This is a genomic window from Metasolibacillus sp. FSL H7-0170 (assembly GCF_038593115.1).
GTDB classification, from domain to species: Bacteria; Bacillota; Bacilli; order Bacillales_A; family Planococcaceae; genus Metasolibacillus; species Metasolibacillus fluoroglycofenilyticus.
The window spans coordinates 878,192-897,571 of record NZ_CP151964.1; the positions used below are offsets into that span (position 1 = coordinate 878,192).

The 19,380-nt window shown below is 37.6% G+C and carries 19 protein-coding genes and 1 other annotated feature; of the genes, 2 read left to right on the forward strand and 17 right to left on the reverse strand.

The genetic code is table 11. The features are described 5' to 3' along the window. Window position 1: 1 nt before the first annotated feature. The 10 genes from MHH70_RS04180 to MHH70_RS04225 all read right to left on the reverse strand — a co-directional run bounded on the left by MHH70_RS04180 (window position 2) and on the right by MHH70_RS04225 (window position 10,406). Window positions 2-691 (reverse strand): iron-dependent peroxidase, encoded by a 690-nt coding sequence (locus tag MHH70_RS04180; RefSeq protein WP_066163764.1) that lies wholly within the window; start codon window positions 689-691, stop codon window positions 2-4. Continuing rightward, window positions 688-1,965 carry a normocyte-binding protein gene (locus MHH70_RS04185; RefSeq protein ID WP_342472645.1) on the reverse strand — a complete coding sequence of 426 codons (1,278 nt, stop codon included), beginning with the start codon at window positions 1,963-1,965 and terminating at the stop codon, window positions 688-690. The genes MHH70_RS04180 and MHH70_RS04185 overlap by 4 nt, the downstream gene beginning before the upstream one ends. Next, entirely contained in the window at window positions 1,965-3,581 is a 1,617-nt protein-coding gene (locus tag MHH70_RS04190) for a serine/threonine protein phosphatase (RefSeq protein WP_342472646.1), read from the reverse strand. The genes MHH70_RS04185 and MHH70_RS04190 overlap by 1 nt, the downstream gene beginning before the upstream one ends. 28 nt (window positions 3,582-3,609) lie before the next feature. Beyond that, complete coding sequence (locus MHH70_RS04195) at window positions 3,610-4,449, reverse strand: protein phosphatase 2C domain-containing protein (protein WP_066163767.1); 840 nt, start codon at window positions 4,447-4,449, stop codon at window positions 3,610-3,612. A gap of 6 nt (window positions 4,450-4,455) precedes the next feature. Further along, entirely contained in the window at window positions 4,456-4,980 is a 525-nt protein-coding gene (locus MHH70_RS04200) for an FHA domain-containing protein (RefSeq protein ID WP_066163770.1), read from the reverse strand. Window positions 4,981-5,001: 21 nt separating this feature from the next. Next, entirely contained in the window at window positions 5,002-5,580 is a 579-nt protein-coding gene (locus MHH70_RS04205) for an FHA domain-containing protein (RefSeq protein ID WP_066163775.1), read from the reverse strand. 15 nt (window positions 5,581-5,595) lie between these two features. Then, a complete protein-coding gene (locus MHH70_RS04210; protein ID WP_342472647.1) occupies window positions 5,596-6,018 on the reverse strand; it encodes a DnaJ domain-containing protein in 423 nt (140 codons plus the stop codon). A gap of 277 nt (window positions 6,019-6,295) precedes the next feature. After that, window positions 6,296-6,721, reverse strand: a complete 426-nt coding sequence (locus MHH70_RS04215) for a membrane-associated protease 1 (RefSeq protein WP_066163783.1) — start codon at window positions 6,719-6,721, stop codon at window positions 6,296-6,298. 250 nt (window positions 6,722-6,971) lie between these two features. Next, window positions 6,972-9,143: a transcriptional regulator gene (locus MHH70_RS04220; RefSeq protein WP_342473163.1), complete on the reverse strand. Its 2,172-nt coding sequence runs from the start codon at window positions 9,141-9,143 to the stop codon at window positions 6,972-6,974. A gap of 435 nt (window positions 9,144-9,578) precedes the next feature. Beyond that, window positions 9,579-10,406: a serine/threonine-protein kinase gene (locus MHH70_RS04225; RefSeq protein ID WP_235616017.1), complete on the reverse strand. Its 828-nt coding sequence runs from the start codon at window positions 10,404-10,406 to the stop codon at window positions 9,579-9,581. A 184-nt stretch (window positions 10,407-10,590) separates the two neighbouring features. On the opposite strand from MHH70_RS04225, the gene MHH70_RS04230 reads away from it, so the two are divergent. Continuing rightward, window positions 10,591-11,454, forward strand: coding sequence for a helix-turn-helix domain-containing protein (locus tag MHH70_RS04230; RefSeq protein ID WP_342472648.1), 864 nt, complete (start codon window positions 10,591-10,593; stop codon window positions 11,452-11,454). A gap of 304 nt (window positions 11,455-11,758) precedes the next feature. Here MHH70_RS04230 and MHH70_RS04235 read toward each other — a convergent pair whose 3' ends face one another. The 4 genes from MHH70_RS04235 to MHH70_RS04250 form a co-directional block, all read right to left on the reverse strand. Continuing rightward, window positions 11,759-12,184 (reverse strand): universal stress protein, encoded by a 426-nt coding sequence (locus MHH70_RS04235; protein ID WP_066163795.1) that lies wholly within the window; start codon window positions 12,182-12,184, stop codon window positions 11,759-11,761. A 152-nt stretch (window positions 12,185-12,336) separates the two neighbouring features. Continuing rightward, the gene (locus MHH70_RS04240; protein ID WP_107942529.1) at window positions 12,337-12,912 is read right to left on the reverse strand and encodes an aminodeoxychorismate/anthranilate synthase component II; all 576 of its coding nucleotides are present in this window, start codon (window positions 12,910-12,912) and stop codon (window positions 12,337-12,339) included. Next, the gene (gene trpE / locus MHH70_RS04245) at window positions 12,909-14,273 is read right to left on the reverse strand and encodes an anthranilate synthase component I (protein WP_342472649.1); all 1,365 of its coding nucleotides are present in this window, start codon (window positions 14,271-14,273) and stop codon (window positions 12,909-12,911) included. Before trpE ends, MHH70_RS04240 begins: the two co-directional genes overlap by 4 nt. 51 nt (window positions 14,274-14,324) lie before the next feature. After that, window positions 14,325-14,527, reverse strand: a binding site (T-box leader). A 39-nt stretch (window positions 14,528-14,566) separates the two neighbouring features. Then, window positions 14,567-15,109 (reverse strand): biotin transporter BioY, encoded by a 543-nt coding sequence (locus MHH70_RS04250; RefSeq protein WP_066163803.1) that lies wholly within the window; start codon window positions 15,107-15,109, stop codon window positions 14,567-14,569. A gap of 160 nt (window positions 15,110-15,269) precedes the next feature. Between MHH70_RS04250 and MHH70_RS04255 the strand changes: the two genes are divergently transcribed. Then, complete coding sequence (locus MHH70_RS04255) at window positions 15,270-16,817, forward strand: amidohydrolase (RefSeq protein ID WP_342472650.1); 1,548 nt, start codon at window positions 15,270-15,272, stop codon at window positions 16,815-16,817. A 165-nt stretch (window positions 16,818-16,982) separates the two neighbouring features. On the opposite strand, the gene phoU is transcribed toward MHH70_RS04255, so the two are convergent. The 3 genes from phoU to pstA are packed head-to-tail and all read right to left on the reverse strand — an operon-like array spanning window position 16,983 to window position 19,379. After that, window positions 16,983-17,642, reverse strand: coding sequence for a phosphate signaling complex protein PhoU (gene phoU, locus MHH70_RS04260; protein ID WP_066164495.1), 660 nt, complete (start codon window positions 17,640-17,642; stop codon window positions 16,983-16,985). Between the two features lie 18 nt (window positions 17,643-17,660). After that, window positions 17,661-18,488: a phosphate ABC transporter ATP-binding protein PstB gene (gene pstB / locus MHH70_RS04265; protein WP_066163810.1), complete on the reverse strand. Its 828-nt coding sequence runs from the start codon at window positions 18,486-18,488 to the stop codon at window positions 17,661-17,663. Between the two features lie 12 nt (window positions 18,489-18,500). Continuing rightward, window positions 18,501-19,379 (reverse strand): phosphate ABC transporter permease PstA, encoded by an 879-nt coding sequence (gene pstA, locus MHH70_RS04270; RefSeq protein ID WP_066163813.1) that lies wholly within the window; start codon window positions 19,377-19,379, stop codon window positions 18,501-18,503. Window position 19,380 lies beyond the last annotated feature (1 nt).

The window sequence follows — 19,380 nt, forward strand, 5'->3', positions numbered from 1 at the left end:
TTTAATACAGCGCAATATAATCAATCTTCATCGTGTCCTCTACATCGACAATGCCGAAATGCTGTGTCCAATAAATATCAAGCGTAAAGCCGATTGGCATGAATAAAGTACGTATCAATTGAATTTTCATCTCCCGCTGCGCTGTTTGGCGCTGTCCGATATAAAGCAGTACCTCATCCTTGTTCTCTGAATTTATATATACGGCACAATGAGGAAACAGCTTTTTCAATGTATTCTTAAAGTTGTAAATGACATCCCCCGTTTGATACATGCGAATCATATTGAGTGCTACTATTTCCTGCTCCGCCTTTGTCAACGCTTGACAATAAGAGTGAACGGCTTGACCAAATGTATGGGCGGCGAATTCCTGCAATAAAAAGCGCATGAAATATTCCTTGCGATTCATTCCCTGCATACGGTCTATATCTCCTAAAAAATGAATGACGATATCAAGCAAATATTCCTGTATTTCCATGTCCGTCACATTATCAGGTTGGAATAAATGTTTAAAAACTTCTGAATAACGATAATAAGGATTAATTTCTATCGTTTGCTCTATTGTTGTTGTATTCAATACTTGCGGACTTAGCTCCATATAGGGGGAGTAGCTCGTCGCGCATATGAAATGAATATCGTTGCGAGCAAAACCTTGCTCCTCAGCACGAATCAATAAATCCCAAATATAATTCATTGCCACACCCCTATGCAGTTGTATTCATAGAAATGGCGCTGCACCTCTGATACAACAAAGCTTAATAAATCATTTGCAATAAAATCCTGCTTGAATGCTTTGAACTGCAATACCATCGTTTTTTTATGATGAGGCTTGCTAATAATCTCTGTTAAAAAAGGGTTTAGTGCATAGCTATAGCTGCTCACCGCTTCATTTTCTATAATTTCAAAGTCAATAAAAGCTAAACGCTCCGCTAAATTGAAAGAATGAATAAGTCGCACCAATTCACCTGCTGTATGAATGGCTACAGGATGGCTCGCCGATAGCCTTTGCATAAAACAATCAAGCGGACGATTCGAAAATAGCTCGTAAGCAAGTGTACCAATTTTGTCCTGCTGTACATTGGCTACTTTAATAAGCTGCCATATGCCCGCTTTATCCTGTGGACAGACAACCGTTATTGCATTTTCAGAGCGCTTCACATAACGAATCGTCGCCTCATCCCCTACCACTAAATAACTATGTTCCGCTCCTAGCTTTCTAATGGAAAGCATATGCTCAAAATTGACCTTGTCGATTGCTGGAACTGGGAAGCCTGCATTTTTCACCTTATGCCTTTCGATATTCCAGAGCGGTAGCATATTCATTTTTTTATAAGGCTCATATTCTTCTAAATCGATTGTCATATCGATAATTTCTATTTCATCCTGTGGTAAAGGTTGAAAAGTCAAATGAACATCCAAAAATTTATGGATATATGGGTGATTAATTGTTTTCCAAGGGATACCATTTACTTGAAACGTATTGTAAAGCTCCTCAATCTCCTTGCTATATATTTGCTGCTTCCTTAAGTAAACTTGAATATCTATATCTCCTGCTGTCGTATGAAGCTTGCCATGAAACTGCCTATTTTCTGATAATAGTTGCTGTATTTGCAAGCTGTCACATTGCAAAAATACTGTGCATACGACAGCAGGCTGCTGATGCAAGAAAGCAAGCTTTATTTCCTCCATCGAGATAACTTTGCGCTCTGGGTCTGTAGGGATTATAGGAAATAAATATTCATGAATTGGGTCATATTGTTCTTTCGCGATAACCGTGCCGTAAATAGCAAACTGTTGCTCATCTGGCTTCAGCTCATCCAATAAGCGTTGCTCTAAGCGATCATTCATTTGCTGCTGATAATCGATTAAATTAGTAAAAACGCCGCTTATCATATCCTTTAATAATTGACGTTGTTCTAAGTTTTCAATCTTTTTAAGGCGTTCCAACATAAGCTCTTTCATCGACATTATTTTCCTTCCTTAAACATTTCACTTTCGAGACTTTGCTCTAAGTCGTCTATTTCATTATTTGACACCTCGATAGTAGATGGTACAGGATGTAATTTATCATTGCTGTTCATAATTTTGCGCTCTAATCCTAACACTTTTGCAATTAGTCCCGTTTCCTGATAGATTTCTTGTGCAACTGTGTACGATTCGATTGCCTTTGTATATTCCTGCATCGCATAGTGTTTGTCGCCGTTTTTCTCTAAGCCCTCTGCGCGAAGCTCTTGCTGTGCCTTTGTTAGCTCTGCAACTTTCCCCTCTGCTTCCTCTATTTTCGTTTTAATTTGTGGCTCACCTGTAAATGAAATGGCAATTGCCTTTTTTCTAGCCTTTTGATAAATGTCTAATGCCCCGTTGTAATCCTCTGCGTTAAAAAGTGCGTCTCCTTCTTTCGTTTCCTCTACAATTGCAACAATTGAATCCATATTGGCCATGCGCTTTTCAATCTCTTCCTTCCCAAAGCTTTGAAGTAGCTTGCCCTCTTTATTCGCTTTTTCATAGTGCTCCATTGCTTTCGCAAATTCGCCCGCTTCTGCTGCCTCATCTCCTTGAACAATAAGCTGGGTAATGCGTAGCTTTGTTGCTAATAGATTTCTATGTACAGGGTCCTTCAATTTTTTCGCTACATTTCTCCCTTCGCTATACTCCATTACAGCCTCGCCATAATTGCCATCTTGGAAATAGAGGTTACCATTTTTCTCATGTTCCTTCATATCAACTGTCAACTCTGCTATTTTTTTCACTTGTTTTGCCTGATAAAAAGCTGCACCTCCACCGACTAATAACAATGTAATAAGCGCTGCGGCGAGCCATTTTATATATTTCATTTTTTTCTTATTAGATTCTTGATACACTTTATTAATAAAGATAGCCGCAATTGTGTAATTATCTACGACCTTCCTTTGTCTGCTTAATAGCACTTCCTCTAAGACATCAACGTATTGTGCTGGCTCCTTAGCTAGCTCCAACGCATCAATCATTTCAACATCCTCCACATGCTTCCAAAAACCTGCTGAGCATAGTAGCAGAACGTCTCCCTCATGCAGCTTCATTTTAGGTGATATAGAGGGATTAAAATTCGATGGCTGCCCTAAATAGGTTAATAAATTGTCACGTTCCTCATGCTGTCTTGTATCGACTACCTGCTGCTGGCGCTCAAATATTTCCTGTGCCAAGCTTTGGTCATTGCTCTTAAATAGCGTAATACCATTTCTAAAATGATAGAGCCGCGTATTCCCTGCAACAGCACATCGTATTCGTCTATAATCCGAAACGACGATAACGATGCTAGCCTTTAATCGCACACGTAAGCTTTGCTGCTGCAAAACTTTATGTGCTTGCCGCATATAGTTTGCCAAGCTGCGCTTCGCCATTGAGGGCTTAGCGATAAAGCTTTCCAATACGGCTTGTACAGCGATTTTTGCACTATCTACCTCCTGATCTGAATCAAGCCCTTTCACAGCTACCCAGCAAGAGTAGTCATCCAATGTCGTATACGCAAAATAATCTCTATTTCGCAAAAAGGAGCCTGCTTCAGATAAGAAGCTCGTTTGGAAATCGCTATTTTCCTTTCTCATATGCGTCCTCCTTCTACAGCACGATTTCTTACCACGTTTTCTCTAAAATAATAATTGTTGCATTATCCTGATTTTTTAAGCGCTTATTATCAACCGCATTGATTATATTTTGTGCGATATAATGAGGTGGAATATTTTCCGAAAGAAGCTTTTCTAGCTCAACTTCCGTCAGCGTGCCGTATACGCCATCACTCAATAGGCATACTTTGTCTCCCTTACGTAGCGGAATAGGCGTCTGACCAATATCAATTTTTTTAAAACCTTCATAGCCCAAATAGTTGACTAGCCTCTTTTTAAACGGATTTTCCTGTATTTCTAATTGAGAAATTTCACCGTTCAAATAGCGCTCTGTTAAGATAGATTCAAAAATATGTTTTTCGTTCACTTCTATAAATTCCCCGTTTCGAAAAATCGTAACGATACTATCCCCAACTGCGCCCCAATGTAGCAAGCCCTGCTCATCAATAAATGCTGCGACAAGCGTTGTCCCACCATTAGAGCCCTGTAAATTTTCAACAATCATCTGATTGCTTTTCGTTGCCGCTGCTTTGAAATAGTCACTGATTTGTTGTACATTTGTTAACTTTTTCAATTCCTCTATGAAGGTCGAGACTGCTATTGTGCTCGCTATCCGCCCATTCGCTAAGCCGCTGATTCCATCAGCCAGCACCGCAACTGTTCCGTAAGCCGTTTCAACTGTAGCAAAATAATCATCTTGCTCTTCGCGCCTTCCTATCGTTTGTCCGTTACCAAGCTCAATCCGTTTATCAGCAATTTTATATACAAGCTGTCTTCTTACTGCTACAAGAATGAGTAGCACGGTTAAAAAGAGTAGCGTTATTATATATGGATGTAATGCTGTAGCCATTTCTAATCATCCTTCGCTTTGATTATTTTCCCATTCAAAGTGCACACCACAAAGTGGCAGGAATAGGAACATGCTCACTCCTAATTGAATGACATCGTATGCAGTTAATTCTGTCGGTGTATATACTGCCTCATTATTCAAGTAAGCTAAGCCCGAGGCATCGCCTGGTAGGAGAAAGAAATTACGCTTTTTTGGGTCATAAACAATGACTGCATGATTGCGCTTAGCAATCGTATTGTCCCCAATAATTCGAATATGCATATCCTCATCTCGCCCGATAAAGTTTTTCTCAGACAGTATGCGATAATCCCTTCCCATTTGTGGTCCTTCAATACAAACTAACCAGCCTGTTACAGGGTCAATTCCGTCCATTTCTCCAAGATAGGGCATTGTTTTATCATCCACCTCTGTTGGTGATACTGACGTTACCGCGCGCGGCTCCTGCTCCACTAATACGTGGCAATAGGGGCAAACATTTTTATGTCTTCTTGAACTAAACATATGGCCGTTTGTGCATCTAATTAAACTCATTTGTACATCTCCTACTCGCGATTATTTTGCAATTATTTTTGTATTGGCAATATAAAGTATGTCCCCATAGCCAATAGCACAAGGGTTTTCTTGCTTTAGCTTTTGTGTTAGATGGCGATAGGGCTTGCGTATTCCAACGCCATTCACTGAATCAATATCCTCAACATACCAAATACCATCCACACAATTTAATAAGGCATGCTCTGTATTAATTAATGCTGCATACTCCGCATGGCTCAAATCAATTTCTGGCTGGTAATCTACCGTCTTTTTTCCAATTAACAAGGAAGTTTCATCTGTTAATGACCATTCCTGCACTTCCTGCCCTTGCTCATTTAGTAGCACTAGCTTTTCTATAGCAGTTGTTTGAGCGAGTGCTTGTTTTTTAGTAGCTACATAGTGATAAATAAGAAAAATAGCAGCACTAGCTATAATGAATATGATTAAAATCATTTGCAATAAAGTATCTCTATTTAAAATGAATATATATAATAGTAGAAACGCACTAACAACGAGCAATAAAATATCAATCACTTTTATCATGACATAGGCTTGCTGACGCTTTTTATATGTATTTGTTAAACTCGTCCATTTCTCCATTGCAATGCTCCTTTTTTATTTTCGGAAAAACCGTTCAAACAGCTCTGTTGTATCAAGCGGATTTTTTTTATTTTCTAGACTTGAGGAAACCTCCTTCGTTTGAGGGTTGAAGCCAAAAAATTGCTCAAAGTTTTTTTGAATATTTTCCATATTGAAATCCGCTTGCTGCCACTCGGCTTTAGTCCTGTCTTTTGCTGATGCCTGCTGCTGTGAAAAGCTTTGCCCCCCCTTGGCTAACTTAGCATCATATGCTTCCTTCAATGCAGGGTCTTTCAAAACTTTATAAGCTTCTTGTACTTCCAAAAATAGCTTTTCTGATTCTTTGCTGCCTCCATTTCTATCTGGGTGATGCTTTTTAGATAGTTGACGATAGGCAAGTTTTATTTGCTCTGCCGTTGCATTGTGCCCTAAACCTAATGTTTCATAATGTGTAGCCATCTGCTCCTCCTTATAAATCTACCTATTACGCTAGCATTAATGGACAGTATAATTCCTACCTTAAAACCGCATAAATTGTAGTTTAACTGCTTATTAAAGCCCTGTTGAAAGCGAACAATCTGCGTCCTGTGCGCCAAAAACCACACTGATTGAAATTTCACTTTATGTACATATGAAAAAGCTAGCATGCTAGAAAAATTTCTAACATGCTATCCTTGTTGGTAAACAGCTATCAATTACGCCTCAACTAACGCTAGTCCAGAACTACTGCTGTATGTTATACAGCGTAGCCTCCTTCAATTTTCGCTAAGTCTGTTTTGTCTTTTTTCTGCTTGATGAATAAGAAAAACTCACCAACACCTTCTGTATCACCAAAGCGCTCTTGATAATCAACTACAAACGCGTTCGGGAAATGAATTTTTCGCACTACTTGATCAGCAGAAATAACTTCTAATGTTACTTTGCGGTAACAATCTGCTTTTTCAGCTGGTACTAATGACCAAAGCGCTAGCTTCATCGTGTCATCTGCATTATCACCATCTGTAGCAGTTAAAATTTTCCCCTTCACTTTTAAAGTTGAGCCTACATCTGTAGAGCGTGCATTTGAATCATTTGGTGTATCTGTTTCATACTCCACCGTCATAATGCTGTCTAAGCCCAATTCAATTGCCTCTGACCCTTCAATCTTTAATACAAAACCCATTCTTCATTCCTCCTAATTATGTTTTTGTGAACAATTTCCTCATCATCTGACACCAAAAATTATGTAATAGTGCCATTTCAGAGAGAAAACTGCTCATAATTTATTTTAAAAGATTCATTTTGAATAAAAACCTGCTAAGCATTCATCTCGCCACCTGTGAAGATAGGAGCTTTCTGTATCTTACGTTTTGCTTTCGATACAAAAATACTTGCTGAATCAAAATAAATCTTCAACATCCCATTTCATTTAATTATGCTTTGACAGCACTTGTTCCCTTTGTAATCGTCACTTCAAGATTTTTCACATTGCCATTAAACACAAGGTCGATTTGACATAGACTTGTTTTTTCATCAATGACATAGCCAATATCATCTCCCTCTTGAATAATAGAGTTTACATAGCCTTTATCATTAAGCCATTTGCTCTTTTGGCTATTTGGGTTATTACTGAAAAATTTGACGATATTATCATGTTTGAAATCCCCGGATTGAAAACGTAAAATACGCTCAATATATGTGCTCACCTGTGTTTTATAAATGGAGTCAAATCCATTATCATCCATCGCTAAGCTTCTTGCCTTGTATACCGTGATTCGCTTAATATCCTTATCTTGAAGCTGTGCATTTTCCGAGGAGAATACAAAGCCAAAGCTTCTACTATTAATCGCGTCCTTAATATTGTTAGTAAATCCTGAAATCTCTTTCGCCATCGTTGTTACTGCTCTTAAAGCATGGTCACCAGCTTCAATGTCAAATCGGACACCCGGATAATTTCTTTGTACTTGCCTGAAGGACGCTTCCTTTAAATACTCTGGACATTGATAAGCTGATACAATACCTGCTGCAACATAGCTAGCACCTACATAGACGCCTTCAATCCAAAGTTTTAAAATATCTTCTTTTTCCTTCGATAGCTGTGCACCGTTTTCTGTCGCATGCATCCGTGTATCAATAATGACACCTGATTTGTCTTTAGGAATAATTGTAAAGTTCGGTAAACATGGAATAGCAAATTCGCTATAATCTTTTCTTGTTAACACCGCACATTTATCAATTAAACGGTCAATACCAGTTGTCGCAATTCCATTAAATGTCGTTTCAACCTCCGCCATAAAGTTGAAGAAAACTTGCACTTTATGCTCCTTCACTGTATCAAGTAGCATAGAAAGTGATTCCATCGTATTGCCCTCTTGCTTTGCAGTTTTTTCATTTCCTTTAAAGCGCGCTCGGCTTACTTTCGTGCTACCTGTTTCCTCAAGCTCAATACCCGGCACGATTCCATACCAAATGGTATCTGTAAAATCGTTTTTGCCATTCACTGTATTCAAATAAGCACTAAGTCGAGGAATATTATTGCTTTTCACAAGCATATCTAGCTTCGTGTTTGTAATAAGTAAGGATGGCTGCATCCCTCTATTTTTCGTTGTGTATTGGTCAAAGTACATTTTGACTCCTAGCAGCTTTTCAACTAAAGGCTTCACCGTTTTTACAAACTCATCCTTCGCATCTTTATAAAATTCTAGGTATGTGTTGTAATTTTGCACCTCTGTTTCAATATTGAAATCGGTTTTTATTGCTGGCAGTGGTGCAAATGTGCGAACAACCAAATCCTTGACATAGGCAGAAGGCGAATCCGTAATTGCTTGATAATCTTCTTCAAATACCGTACTCAACCCATACTGACTATTTTCTTCAAGTAACATGACATCTGTGCCCGTTGTTTGAGGGGCCTCAATAATTTTTAGCTCTCCCGCCTCACCGATTGTTAATGTTCCGATTTGTAGCTTTTCCGTCTCGCCATCCTCTTGACTATTGCCAAGCAATAATCTCGTTTTAATATCCTCAATAGCTAACGGCAGCATCGCCATAACATTGTTATAATTTTTGCTTGCAACCTCAAATAAAATATTTAGCTTATCGCCTGTATCTAATTTTTTCGGGTCACCTTCATCTAGCTTGTCGTACTCATCGTAAAGATAATGAATTTCCTTACGAACTTGTCGAATATCATCCATGACCTTTTTCGGCGAAATCATATCTAGTAAGTTTTCGAATTTGAAATCAACATTTGTAATCCCTTGGCTACGCTTCGTATCAATTAACGTGAATAGCATTTTTAAAAAGTCATTGTTTTGGTCAATAGCTATTTCAGAAATACAATCATCCTGAATTCCTTCTGGCTTTTTCAACGTGTACATTACCTTTTGATTAGCCGCATTATAGAAGGAATAAACAGTAGGCGAAAATTTATCTAAAAATTCATCGAAGCTTTTTACAAGTAGCTTTTCATTAATTTCTTTAATTTTCTCGTCACTCAAGCTGTCAATTCCTTTTACATCTCCAACTAATGTAAGCAAATCGAGCTTTTCTGGATTAATTTCTTCAAAAAGCATTGTGCGATTTGTCTGATTAATAATCTCCATTAGATTCGGCTGCTTCAATCACAGCCTTCCCTCCTTTTATGTATAAATTGGCAGCTCAACTAATCGTTGGACTACAAATATATTTAATCACAATATATTTATATCTATATTTTAATAAAATGTATATACCAAAATAATATAACCAAAAGTATATTAGTACATAAATAATATAACTTTTATACCTAATATTTATTTTTCAATAAATATTTTTATAAAATAACGCAAATCATATATTTAATAATGCGTAAATTTAGATTAACGAAATACGTTTATAAATATTTTAATTTTCATATTCCCCACTCAATAAAAAAAGCTGACCAGATTTTTTCTAGTCAACTTTTCTTTAAATAAGATGGCTTATAAGCTATTAAAATACAAAATTGCCCCTAAAACAGCTTCGCACAAATAGATGATTTCTGTATGCCCCTTTCATCGCTATTTTTTTATTAAATGTTCATATAGTAAGGCAAGTTTTATAAACTTTAACGAAAAACATCGCTTTTTCTGCTCTATAGCAAGCGCCCACATAATTGTTTTTCTTAAAAAATAATTGAGATTTGGATTATATTTTTTAATGTCTACTAGCTTGTCCTCTAGTAGACGCTCTGATATATCAATAGGAGGCTTTTTGGCGAGGACATAATACAGTGTTGCACTAAGACTATATATATCTGCACGAATACTTTGTTTCGATTTACTGGAATAAAGCTCTAAAGGAGAATAATGTCTACTAGTAAAAATCGGTACATTTTTAGCTACACGATAATCCATTGCTGAGCCAAAATCGATTAAACATGGTGTACCATCACTAGCAATTAAAATATTACTAGGTTTAATATCTCGATGGATTATTCCCTTTTGATGCATCGCATTTAACGCCTCAATTAAAGACAAAAATATAGTTGTGTATGTATCATTCGTATTATTATATTGATTCAATGGTATACCTTCAAAATGCTGCATTACAATATAAACTGTTCCGTTCTCCTCAAAATGCTCAATATATTTTACAGCATATGGGCAATTTAATTTTTGTAAAATGATTGCTTCTTGTATAAACAGTTCCTTTAACTGATTAAATTTTGTTTTGTTGGATGGAAGACGACTTAATACTGTTTGATTGTCCATATCCCGAATTGCAATTTCACGTGGATAAAATTCTTTTATAATATGTACTTGATTCGTCCTCATATCCTCTGCCAGATAGACAATAGACAAATTACCTATTTTCACTAAATTTTTGATGACATAAAATTCTTTCAAAAAAGAGAAAAACTCCAAATTAGTCATATAGTTTTATAACACCTCTCATATTTATACATTTTTATTGTAGAAAAACAAAAATCGCTTCTATTATTCATCTATTAATAAGCATATTAATCCCCTAATACATTTATCATAAGTTATAATAATTCATATGTATACTTAGGATAGGGGAAAATCCATTATGAATCATATGATTTCACAAAAAATAAAGGAATTACGAAAAAAGAGAGGACTTACACAGAAAGAGTTGGCAGATGGTATTTGTACACAGGCGATGGTAAGTAATTTTGAGAAAGGAGAAATGATTCCTTCAAGTCTTACACTATACGCAATTGCACAGAGGCTGGGCGTTGATATGAATTATTTTTTTGATATGGCTAGCACTGATAACGCCTCGTTTAATTCATCAGATGCACAAAATATTATTCGTAAGCTAATTCATCAGCATGATTATGAGTCTGCGTATTTTATTGTGCAAAATGAGCTTGTACAAGAGGCTTTGCTAGCACCAGAGCACAGACAATTTTTATTATGGCATAAAGGCATTTGCCAATGGTTCTTACACCAACAGCTTGATACAGCAATCCAAACACTCGAGGAGGCCTTACATGCAAACGACAAATCCAATATTGAACAAGAAATAGCAATTATGAATAGTATTGCAGTTGTTTATTTCGGGGCAAAGCATTATGAAAAATCATTAGCTTATTATGAAAAATGCCTCCCTTTAATTGAAGAACATGCAACAATATCTTATTTAGTGAAAATTCGAGTTTTTTTTGGCGCTTCTCGTACCTTCCAACACTCCAAGAAATTTACAGAAGCATTGTTCTTGTCAAAACAAGGTATCCAATTATGCATTGAGCATGAAACACTGTATTTATTAGGGGATTTACTTTTCCAAACAGCTCATTGTCTTATCTCTATGCAGGACAAAACAAATGCAGCTATTTATTTAGAACAGGCAAAAACAATCTATTCTTTACAAAACAAATATGATTACTTGAAAATCATAGAGGATTTGAAAATAAATTACCTTAATTAGTAATTATTTGATTGATATCTTTTATATTAAATGGTAAATTATAAAAGGTTGTTACTTAATTTTCTAATAAAGGGTGTTATTTATGAAAAATAATTTAATAAATTTACTATCTTTATGTTTAGCATTACTAGTAGTATTTACTTTTACTCCGCAATATGAAGCTGGAAGTTTAACAATAAATAAACTGTGGATAAGTAATTGTTCTGAAGAATCCCCTTCGATAAATATCCCTGATCGGCCTTAACAAAAAAATGAGTGTCCTTTTAGTAGACACTCATTTTTTATTAGAAAATCTATACTTAAATTATCCTCTCACTACCATCACATCACACTTAGCATTTCGTACAATACGTTCTGCATTCGAGCCGATAATCATTTTTTCAAAGCGATTTAAGCCGGTTGCACTAATAATAACGAGGTCGATATCTTTTAAATTCGTTAAAATTACCTTTGGTGAGCCGAGTTCAACAGTTGTCTGAACAGCCGCAACGCCTGCTGCTATTGCCTCATTTTTTAGTTGCTCTATTTGCTTTTCGCGGTCCTCTTTTACTTGCTGTGCGTATGTTATATCGTATGCTTGTACTGAGCCAAAAGAATATGTGTCGACTACGCTTACAATATGTAAAATAGCCTCATTTTGCTTTGCTATTTCTATCGCACGTTGGAGTGCTTGTAAAGATTGCTCAGAAAAATCAACACCAACTGCAATTTGTTTATAGGAATTAGTCATTTTATAGTCCTCCTTTTTATTTTTATTATAGCAAAAAAACGTAGAGGGGATGTCGCCTTCTGACAAATAGTATTTGCTGCACCAGTTTTATAAGCAAATATAAGCTTCTCGCGGGCTTTAATAAGGAGATTCCTATGCCCGCGAACAGTTCATTATTCTTTTACTACATTCAAAAATGCCTCAATCATTCGATTCCCAGTTTTTGTGCCGATAGACTCTGGATGAAACTGTAGACCATATAACGGATAATTTTTATGCTGAATAGCCATAATTTCTCCATCATCTGCCGCACGAGCTGTCACAATAAAATCGCTTGGTAGTGTATTTTGTTCAATGACTAATGAGTGATAACGCATTACTTCCTCATTTGGTGCTATGCCTTGTAATAAGCCTTGCTGTTGATGTGTCAAAGGGCTCATTTTACCATGAATAATGTTTTTTGCACGTACAATTTTTGCACCGAATGCCTCACCTATTGCTTGGTGACCTAAGCAAATTCCTAGTATCGGTACCTGCCCGTGAAACTCTAAAATAATATCTATAACATTCCCCGCCTCACTTGGCACACCTGGCCCAGGTGAAACAACGATTGCCTTTGGTTGCATTGCATGGATTTCTTCAAGTGTTATTTTATCATTACGCACTACACGCACTTCTTGTTCAAACGCAGCAATTTGATGGTATAAGTTATAAGTAAATGAGTCGTAGTTATCGATTAATAAAATCATTTTCGCACCTCCAATAATGCGCGCGCTTTATTTAACGTTTCCTCATATTCCAAGCTTGGAACAGAATCATAAACAATTCCCGCCCCTGCCTGTACATAAGCTTTTCCATCCTTTACAAGCATTGTACGGATGGCTAATGTTAAATCCATATTGCCAGAAGCAGAAATATAGCCAACAGCCCCCGCATAGATGCCGCGCTTTTTTTGCTCAAGTGCGTGAATAATTTGCATCGCTCGTATTTTCGGTGCGCCTGATACCGTACCAGCTGGTAAGCTTGAAGCGAGTACATCGACTACATGTGCCCCTTCTTTTAGCTGACCAGCCACCTCTGACACAATATGCATCACATATTTATATTTCTCAATATGCATATAGCGCTTCACTTGTACGGAGCCCACCTCACATACACGCCCAATATCATTGCGTCCTAAATCAACGAGCATGCGATGTTCGGCTAACTCTTTTTCATCATTCAACAATGTTTGTGCGAGCTGCTCATCTTCCTCCTGTGTTACACCACGTGGCTTCGTACCAGCTATCGGATTTGTTGTGACAACACCGCCCTGTACCTTTACTAAGCTTTCTGGCGAAGTACCAAGCACAATGACATCATCAAAATTCATGTAAAACATATAAGGCGAGGGATTTGTTGCACGCAGCTTGCGATACAGTGCAAATGCATCTCCCTGAAAGCTCGCTTCAAATGTTTGCGATAGTACGACTTGGAAAATATCCCCACGCTGAATATGTTGCTGCGCAGTTTCGACCATTGTTGTAAACTGTTCTTCAGTCATTGTCGCTGAAAAATGAATGTCTACAGCTGTATTTATTGTTTGCGTTATTTGCTGCTCGATTTGCTGCTCAAGCTGCTGAATTGCTTGCTGCATTTGCTGCTCTGTGCGGCCTCCAAATAAATCAACCGCAACTAACGATAGCTTTTGCTCAATATGGTCGATTACGATAAATGTATCGTAAAAATAAAGATGAACATCCGGCATATTGTAGACATCGTTCACGATTTGCCCAATTGCTTCAAAATGAAAGGCTGTTTCATAGCTAAAATAACCAATCGCTCCACCAAAAAAAGCAAATGGATAGTGCCCTCCGACAATTGGTAGCACGTCTTTTAAACGCTCGGTTACTGAAATGCTTTTCATTTCTCCATTAAAAGTCGAGGTTTTCTCATCGCCTATTAGCTCTCCTACTGGATTGACCATAATAAATGAATAACGACCACTTTCAGCATATTTAGTATTCGATTCAAATAGCATTTTATTTTGCCCTTGTAGGCATGAATAAATGCCGATGGGGGTGTAAGTATCCCCCTGCAATGTTTTCATTACGTACTTCATCTCTGTCATGCTCTGCTCCCCTATCTCTGCTCATTTGTACACAAAAAGGCCCTCCGTACTGTAAAGGACGGAGAGCCGTGGTACCACCTTCATTGGCTAATTGCTTAGCCCACTCGATTGCTTGTAACGTCAGCAACTACGACAAGGCATTTCCTCCTTGTAGCTAGAAAATCCATTCACTTATGCTGTCTACTAGCTCTCACCAACCGCTAGCTCTCTTCTAAAACGAACATAAGCTACTATTTTTTCATTATCGCTTTATACGTAATTGTAACGTGATTTTTTTCATAATTCAAACATTTTTAACTTGTTGCAGCGATTAATTTTGCTTGCTTCAAACGATTGCGCACGAAAATACCGAGCCATGTAGCAACTCCAGCTTTTAATAAGCCTGGAATGATAAATGGTATTGTTCCTCCCATCATAGCACCTGTCCATGACAAGTCATTGGCAATCTTCAGCCAGATTGTTCCAAATAGTAAAGTAACAAACATGCCAATAACATTCGCCACCGCTGCTTGTACATACGTATAAGAAGTTTTTTCTAGGTACAGCCCCATTAAATACGCGGCTGGCAAAAACCCAACCAAATAACCACCTGTTGGCCCAACTAACTTAGCAAGCCCCCCTGTAAACATTGCAAAAACAGGTAATCCTGCCGCACCCAATAATAAATAAACAGCCACTGCTAATGTGCCAAGCCGCGGACCTAAAATTGTAGCTACAAGTCCTACTGCTAATGTTTGTCCTGTAATTGGTACAAGCGGCAACGGAATTGTTACTTGTGCTAACACCGCAATAATCGCCGCACCAAATGCTGCTAATACATAATTTTTAACATTCATCACTATTTCCCCCAAGCTTTAGTAAACCTAATATAAATATAAGTTAACATAAAACGATATGCATATTCAATCATTTTTGTTATTATTTTTTTAGAATACGTGCAGGCCTAAATTGTCAGAATTGTTTGTGTGCCTGGCACTCAAAAAATGGAGGATGAATATGAATTTATGGTATGGTGGGACAATTTATACGATGCAGCAGGAAGGGCATACTGTAGAAGCCGTTTTAGAACATGATGGTATCATTTTAGAAGCTGGGGCATTTGCTGATTTGCAAGGAAAGGCACAGCATTTAATTGACCTAAAAGGAAATGTGTTATATCCGGGCTTTGTCGACAGTCATTTGCATATTATTGGCTATGGAGAAAAGCTGAAAAATTTAGATGCGAGCAATATATCATCTAAAGATGAGCTGATGATGGCTTTGCAGCAACGAGCTGCACTATTGAAGGAAGAGGATTGGCTTGTTGCAATTGGCTATAATGAAGGCGCTAGTGAGCAATTAACATTTCCTACGATTGAGGAATTAGATGCCTTGAACTGCCATGTTGTCATTAAGCGTAGTTGTCATCATTTAATTATGGTGAATCATCTGGTACTTGCCTATGTCAATATTGATGAAACTACGGCAAATCCTACTGGTGGTTTAATTGATAAAAGGAATGGGCATTTAACAGGGATTTTGAAGGATAGTGCTTTATATTTAGTCGTCCATCGCATACCAACAACTACCCAAGGCTATGTTGATGATGCTTTGGAAAAATCAATTGCATCATTGCATTCATTAGGTATTGTAGGTGGGCACTCCGAGGACTTAAGCTATTATGGACATCCTTCCATACCTTTACAAAGCTATGAATATATTATTAAAAATAAAAATTTCAAGGCACATTTATTACAGCATCATGATGCATGGGATGATTTACAGCAAATTGATTTTACACCTTCCACTTGGCTGGAGCTTGGTGCGATGAAAATCTTTATTGATGGTGCATTTGGAGGAAGGACAGCGGCACTTTCATCTCCGTATGCCGATGACCCTATGAACAGTGGTTTATTTATTCATTCTAATGAAGATTTAGCACAGCTCGTTCGTAAAGCGCGTGCTGCAAACGCAACGATTGCGGTTCATGTAATTGGTGATGCCGCCATTTCAGCAATTGTCGGATTGCTTGAGCAATATCCACCTTTAGCAGGCCAAAAGGATCGTATTATTCATTGTAGCTTAATTAATGATGAGCTGCTTGAAAGGCTTGCAAAACTGCCGATTATTGTTGATGTGCAGCCGCAATTTATTCAGTCAGATATGAATATTTTACAGGCAAGATTAGGGACGGAGCGCCTACATTATGCACATCCTATACAATCATTATTAAAGCGAGGCATCGTATGTGCGGGAGGCTCTGATGCCCCAATCGAGCACCCGAATCCGCTATACGGTATTTATGCTGCAATAGCACGTAAAAAAATGGGTGATGCACAAGTTTTAAATGCTGCCGAGTGCATTTCTCGCTATGAGGCTGTTGCACTTTACACGACTGCACCAGCCAAAGTTATTGATAAAGCGCATAGCCGCGGACAAATCGCGGCAGGCTTTGAAGCAGATTTTACGATATTAAATGAAGATATTTTTAAAGTAGATGTCGAGCAAATCCCTCAATTACAAGTAGTCAAAACGGTCGTTCACGGGCAAATTGTTTATGGTTAATTTTATGAGCGAATTTCGGTGTTATATGAGCGAATTTCTATGTTTTGTGAGCGAATCCCGCGACTTTACGAGCGAATTTAAAGATTTAACGAGCGAATCACCGCTTTAGTCATACAAAAAGCGTCCAAAATACCGGCAACTGCGCGGTTTTTTGGACGCCCTTTTCTAGTTATTTAATTCGTAGTGCTGACCTTTTACTAAATAGAATAAATGCTCTGCGACATTTGTTGCATGGTCTGCTGAGCGCTCTAAATAGCGACTAACAAAGGATAAATACATAAATTGTGAAATGTTATCAGGATGCTTGCTAGATAGCTGCATAAAGCCGGTAATAGCTTGACCGTACAAGCCGTCAATTTTATCGTCAAGCTCCGCTATTTCTTTTGCCTGTGATGTATTTTCATGAATGAATGCATCTACAATTTGGCGTAGCATCGAAACTGTTTTCTTAGACATTTCTTCTAATATCTCGATATTTGTAATGAATTCATCCTTGCCGATGCGAATTGTATCCTTCGCAATATTCACAGCGTAGTCACCTACACGCTCCATATCGCTTGCCGCCTTAACAATCGTCATTAAGCGACGTAAATCTGTTGCCACAGGCTGTTGCTTCGCAATTAATAAAATAACACGGTCATTAATCATTTCCTCTAAACGATTAATATGAATGTCATTATCAATCACTGATAATGCCCTATCAATATCTTTATTAACAAATGCTTTGAATGAAATTTCTAAAGCTTCAATGCTTTTATTACATAAATCTAATAAATCCTCTTGCACCGTTTTCATATCGTGCTCAAATCGTTCACGTACCGCCATCATACTATAAGCTCCTCCTTATCCGAAACGACCAGAAATGTAATCTTCTGTGCGCCCATCTGCTGGTGTTGAGAAAATTTTATCTGTTTGATCAAATTCAATCACTTCACCATTTAGGAAAAATGCTGTTTTATCAGAAATGCGTGCTGCTTGCTGCATATTATGTGTCACGATGATGATTGAGTATTGCGTTTTTAACTCTTGTACAAGCTCCTCTACTTTCAATGTAGAGATTGGGTCAAGTGCCGATGTTGGCTCATCCATTAAAATAACATCAGGCTCAACAGCTAAGCATCGAGCGATACAAATACGTTGCTGCTGACCACCAGATAAGCCATAGGCATTTTGGTTAAGGCGATCCTTTACATCGTCCCAAACTGCTGCACCGCGCAATGATTTTTCTACAATCTCATCTAATATTTTTTTGTTTTTAATGCCATGGATTCGTGGTCCATAGGCAATATTGTCATAGATTGATTTTGGGAATGGGTTTGGCTTTTGGAACACCATACCTACTTGTGTACGCAATTCCTCAACCTCGTAATCTCCACCAAAAATATTGCGCCCACGGTAATTAATTTCCCCCGATGTTCTAACGATTGGCACAAGCTCAATCATACGGTTCAATGTTTTAACATATGTCGATTTACCACAGCCAGATGGCCCGATAATCGCAGTGACTTCATTTTCTTTTATTTCAAGATTAATATTTTTTAACGCATGATGCTGCCCATACCATAAATCGAAATTTCTTGTTTCAAATACTGTATTTTTACTATTTACTTGCGCAGACTGTACAGTGTCATTGCTTTGCACATTTTGCACTTGCTCTTGAACTTGTATCATAATTTCCCTCCGTTAGTATCGTTTTTGGAATTTATTGCGAATATAAATGGCAATTGAGTTCATGAATACTAGCAATATCATTAAAACGATAATCCCTGCTGCTGCAACATATTGGAACTCTTCTTGTGGACGCTTTGCCCAGTCAAAAATTTGCATCGGTAATGCTGTAAATGTACTTAATAAATTCTCAGGTAAGAATTGTAAAATAACAGGAATACCAATAACTACTAATGGCGCAGTTTCACCAATTGCACGTGATAGGGCTAAAATACTCCCTGTCAATATACCCGGAATCGCCGCGGGCAAAACAACCTTCACAATTGTTTGCCATTTAGTAGCACCCATACCATATGAGGCTTCGCGTTGCTCCTGCGGGACAGCTCGAATTGCTTCCTGTGCAGAAACGATAATAATTGGCAAAATTAATAAGCTCATCGTAAAGCCTGCTGCTAAAATGCTTTTTCCTAAGTCTAATAAGCGAACGAAAATCGTTAATCCTAATAGACCGAATACAATGGAAGGTACACCCGCTAAGTTGGAAATATTAATGCGAATGAAATCATTGAAACGATTTTTTTTCGCATATTCCTCTAAATAAATCGCTGAACTTACACCTAAAATAATGGAAACTGGTGCGACAACAGCCATTAGCCATAAAGAACCGATAAGTGCCGCTTTAATTCCCGCTTTTTCAGGTACACGTGAGGCAAAATTCGTTAGGAAGCCAAAGTTTAAATGACTTAATCCTTGTGAAAGAATTCGCGCTAATAATATTAATAAAGCTACTAAAGCAAAAGTTGTTGCGACAATAAAAATAGTTTTCCATACTTTATTCATCTTTAGTCGCATGCTCATGCGCTTCATTACAGCAGTATCATTCAAATATTTCATT

Excerpts from the sequence above, each read along its gene's own strand:
- phoU (WP_066164495.1), bottom strand. The coding sequence starts at position 17,642 with ATGGCGGTACGTGAACGATTTGAGCACGATATGAAAACGGTGCAAGAG.
- MHH70_RS04230 (WP_342472648.1), top strand. The coding sequence starts at position 10,591 with ATGAATCATATGATTTCACAAAAAATAAAGGAATTACGAAAAAAGAGA.
- MHH70_RS04215 (WP_066163783.1), bottom strand. The coding sequence starts at position 6,721 with ATGGGTTTTGTATTAAAGATTGAAGGGTCAGAGGCAATTGAATTGGGC.
- MHH70_RS04185 (WP_342472645.1), bottom strand. The coding sequence starts at position 1,965 with ATGTCGATGAAAGAGCTTATGTTGGAACGCCTTAAAAAGATTGAAAAC.
- MHH70_RS04205 (WP_066163775.1), bottom strand. The coding sequence starts at position 5,580 with ATGGAGAAATGGACGAGTTTAACAAATACATATAAAAAGCGTCAGCAA.
- pstA (WP_066163813.1), bottom strand. The coding sequence starts at position 19,379 with ATGAAATATTTGAATGATACTGCTGTAATGAAGCGCATGAGCATGCGA.
- MHH70_RS04190 (WP_342472646.1), bottom strand. The coding sequence starts at position 3,581 with ATGAGAAAGGAAAATAGCGATTTCCAAACGAGCTTCTTATCTGAAGCA.
- MHH70_RS04220 (WP_342473163.1), bottom strand. The coding sequence starts at position 9,143 with ATGGAGATTATTAATCAGACAAATCGCACAATGCTTTTTGAAGAAATT.
- MHH70_RS04210 (WP_342472647.1), bottom strand. The coding sequence starts at position 6,018 with ATGGCTACACATTATGAAACATTAGGTTTAGGGCACAATGCAACGGCA.
- MHH70_RS04240 (WP_107942529.1), bottom strand. The coding sequence starts at position 12,912 with ATGATTTTATTAATCGATAACTACGACTCATTTACTTATAACTTATAC.
- pstB (WP_066163810.1), bottom strand. The coding sequence starts at position 18,488 with ATGATACAAGTTCAAGAGCAAGTGCAAAATGTGCAAAGCAATGACACT.
- trpE (WP_342472649.1), bottom strand. The coding sequence starts at position 14,273 with ATGACAGAGATGAAGTACGTAATGAAAACATTGCAGGGGGATACTTAC.
- MHH70_RS04195 (WP_066163767.1), bottom strand. The coding sequence starts at position 4,449 with ATGGCTACAGCATTACATCCATATATAATAACGCTACTCTTTTTAACC.
- MHH70_RS04250 (WP_066163803.1), bottom strand. The coding sequence starts at position 15,109 with ATGAATGTTAAAAATTATGTATTAGCAGCATTTGGTGCGGCGATTATT.
- MHH70_RS04255 (WP_342472650.1), top strand. The coding sequence starts at position 15,270 with ATGAATTTATGGTATGGTGGGACAATTTATACGATGCAGCAGGAAGGG.
- MHH70_RS04180 (WP_066163764.1), bottom strand. The coding sequence starts at position 691 with ATGAATTATATTTGGGATTTATTGATTCGTGCTGAGGAGCAAGGTTTT.
- MHH70_RS04200 (WP_066163770.1), bottom strand. The coding sequence starts at position 4,980 with ATGAGTTTAATTAGATGCACAAACGGCCATATGTTTAGTTCAAGAAGA.
- MHH70_RS04235 (WP_066163795.1), bottom strand. The coding sequence starts at position 12,184 with ATGACTAATTCCTATAAACAAATTGCAGTTGGTGTTGATTTTTCTGAG.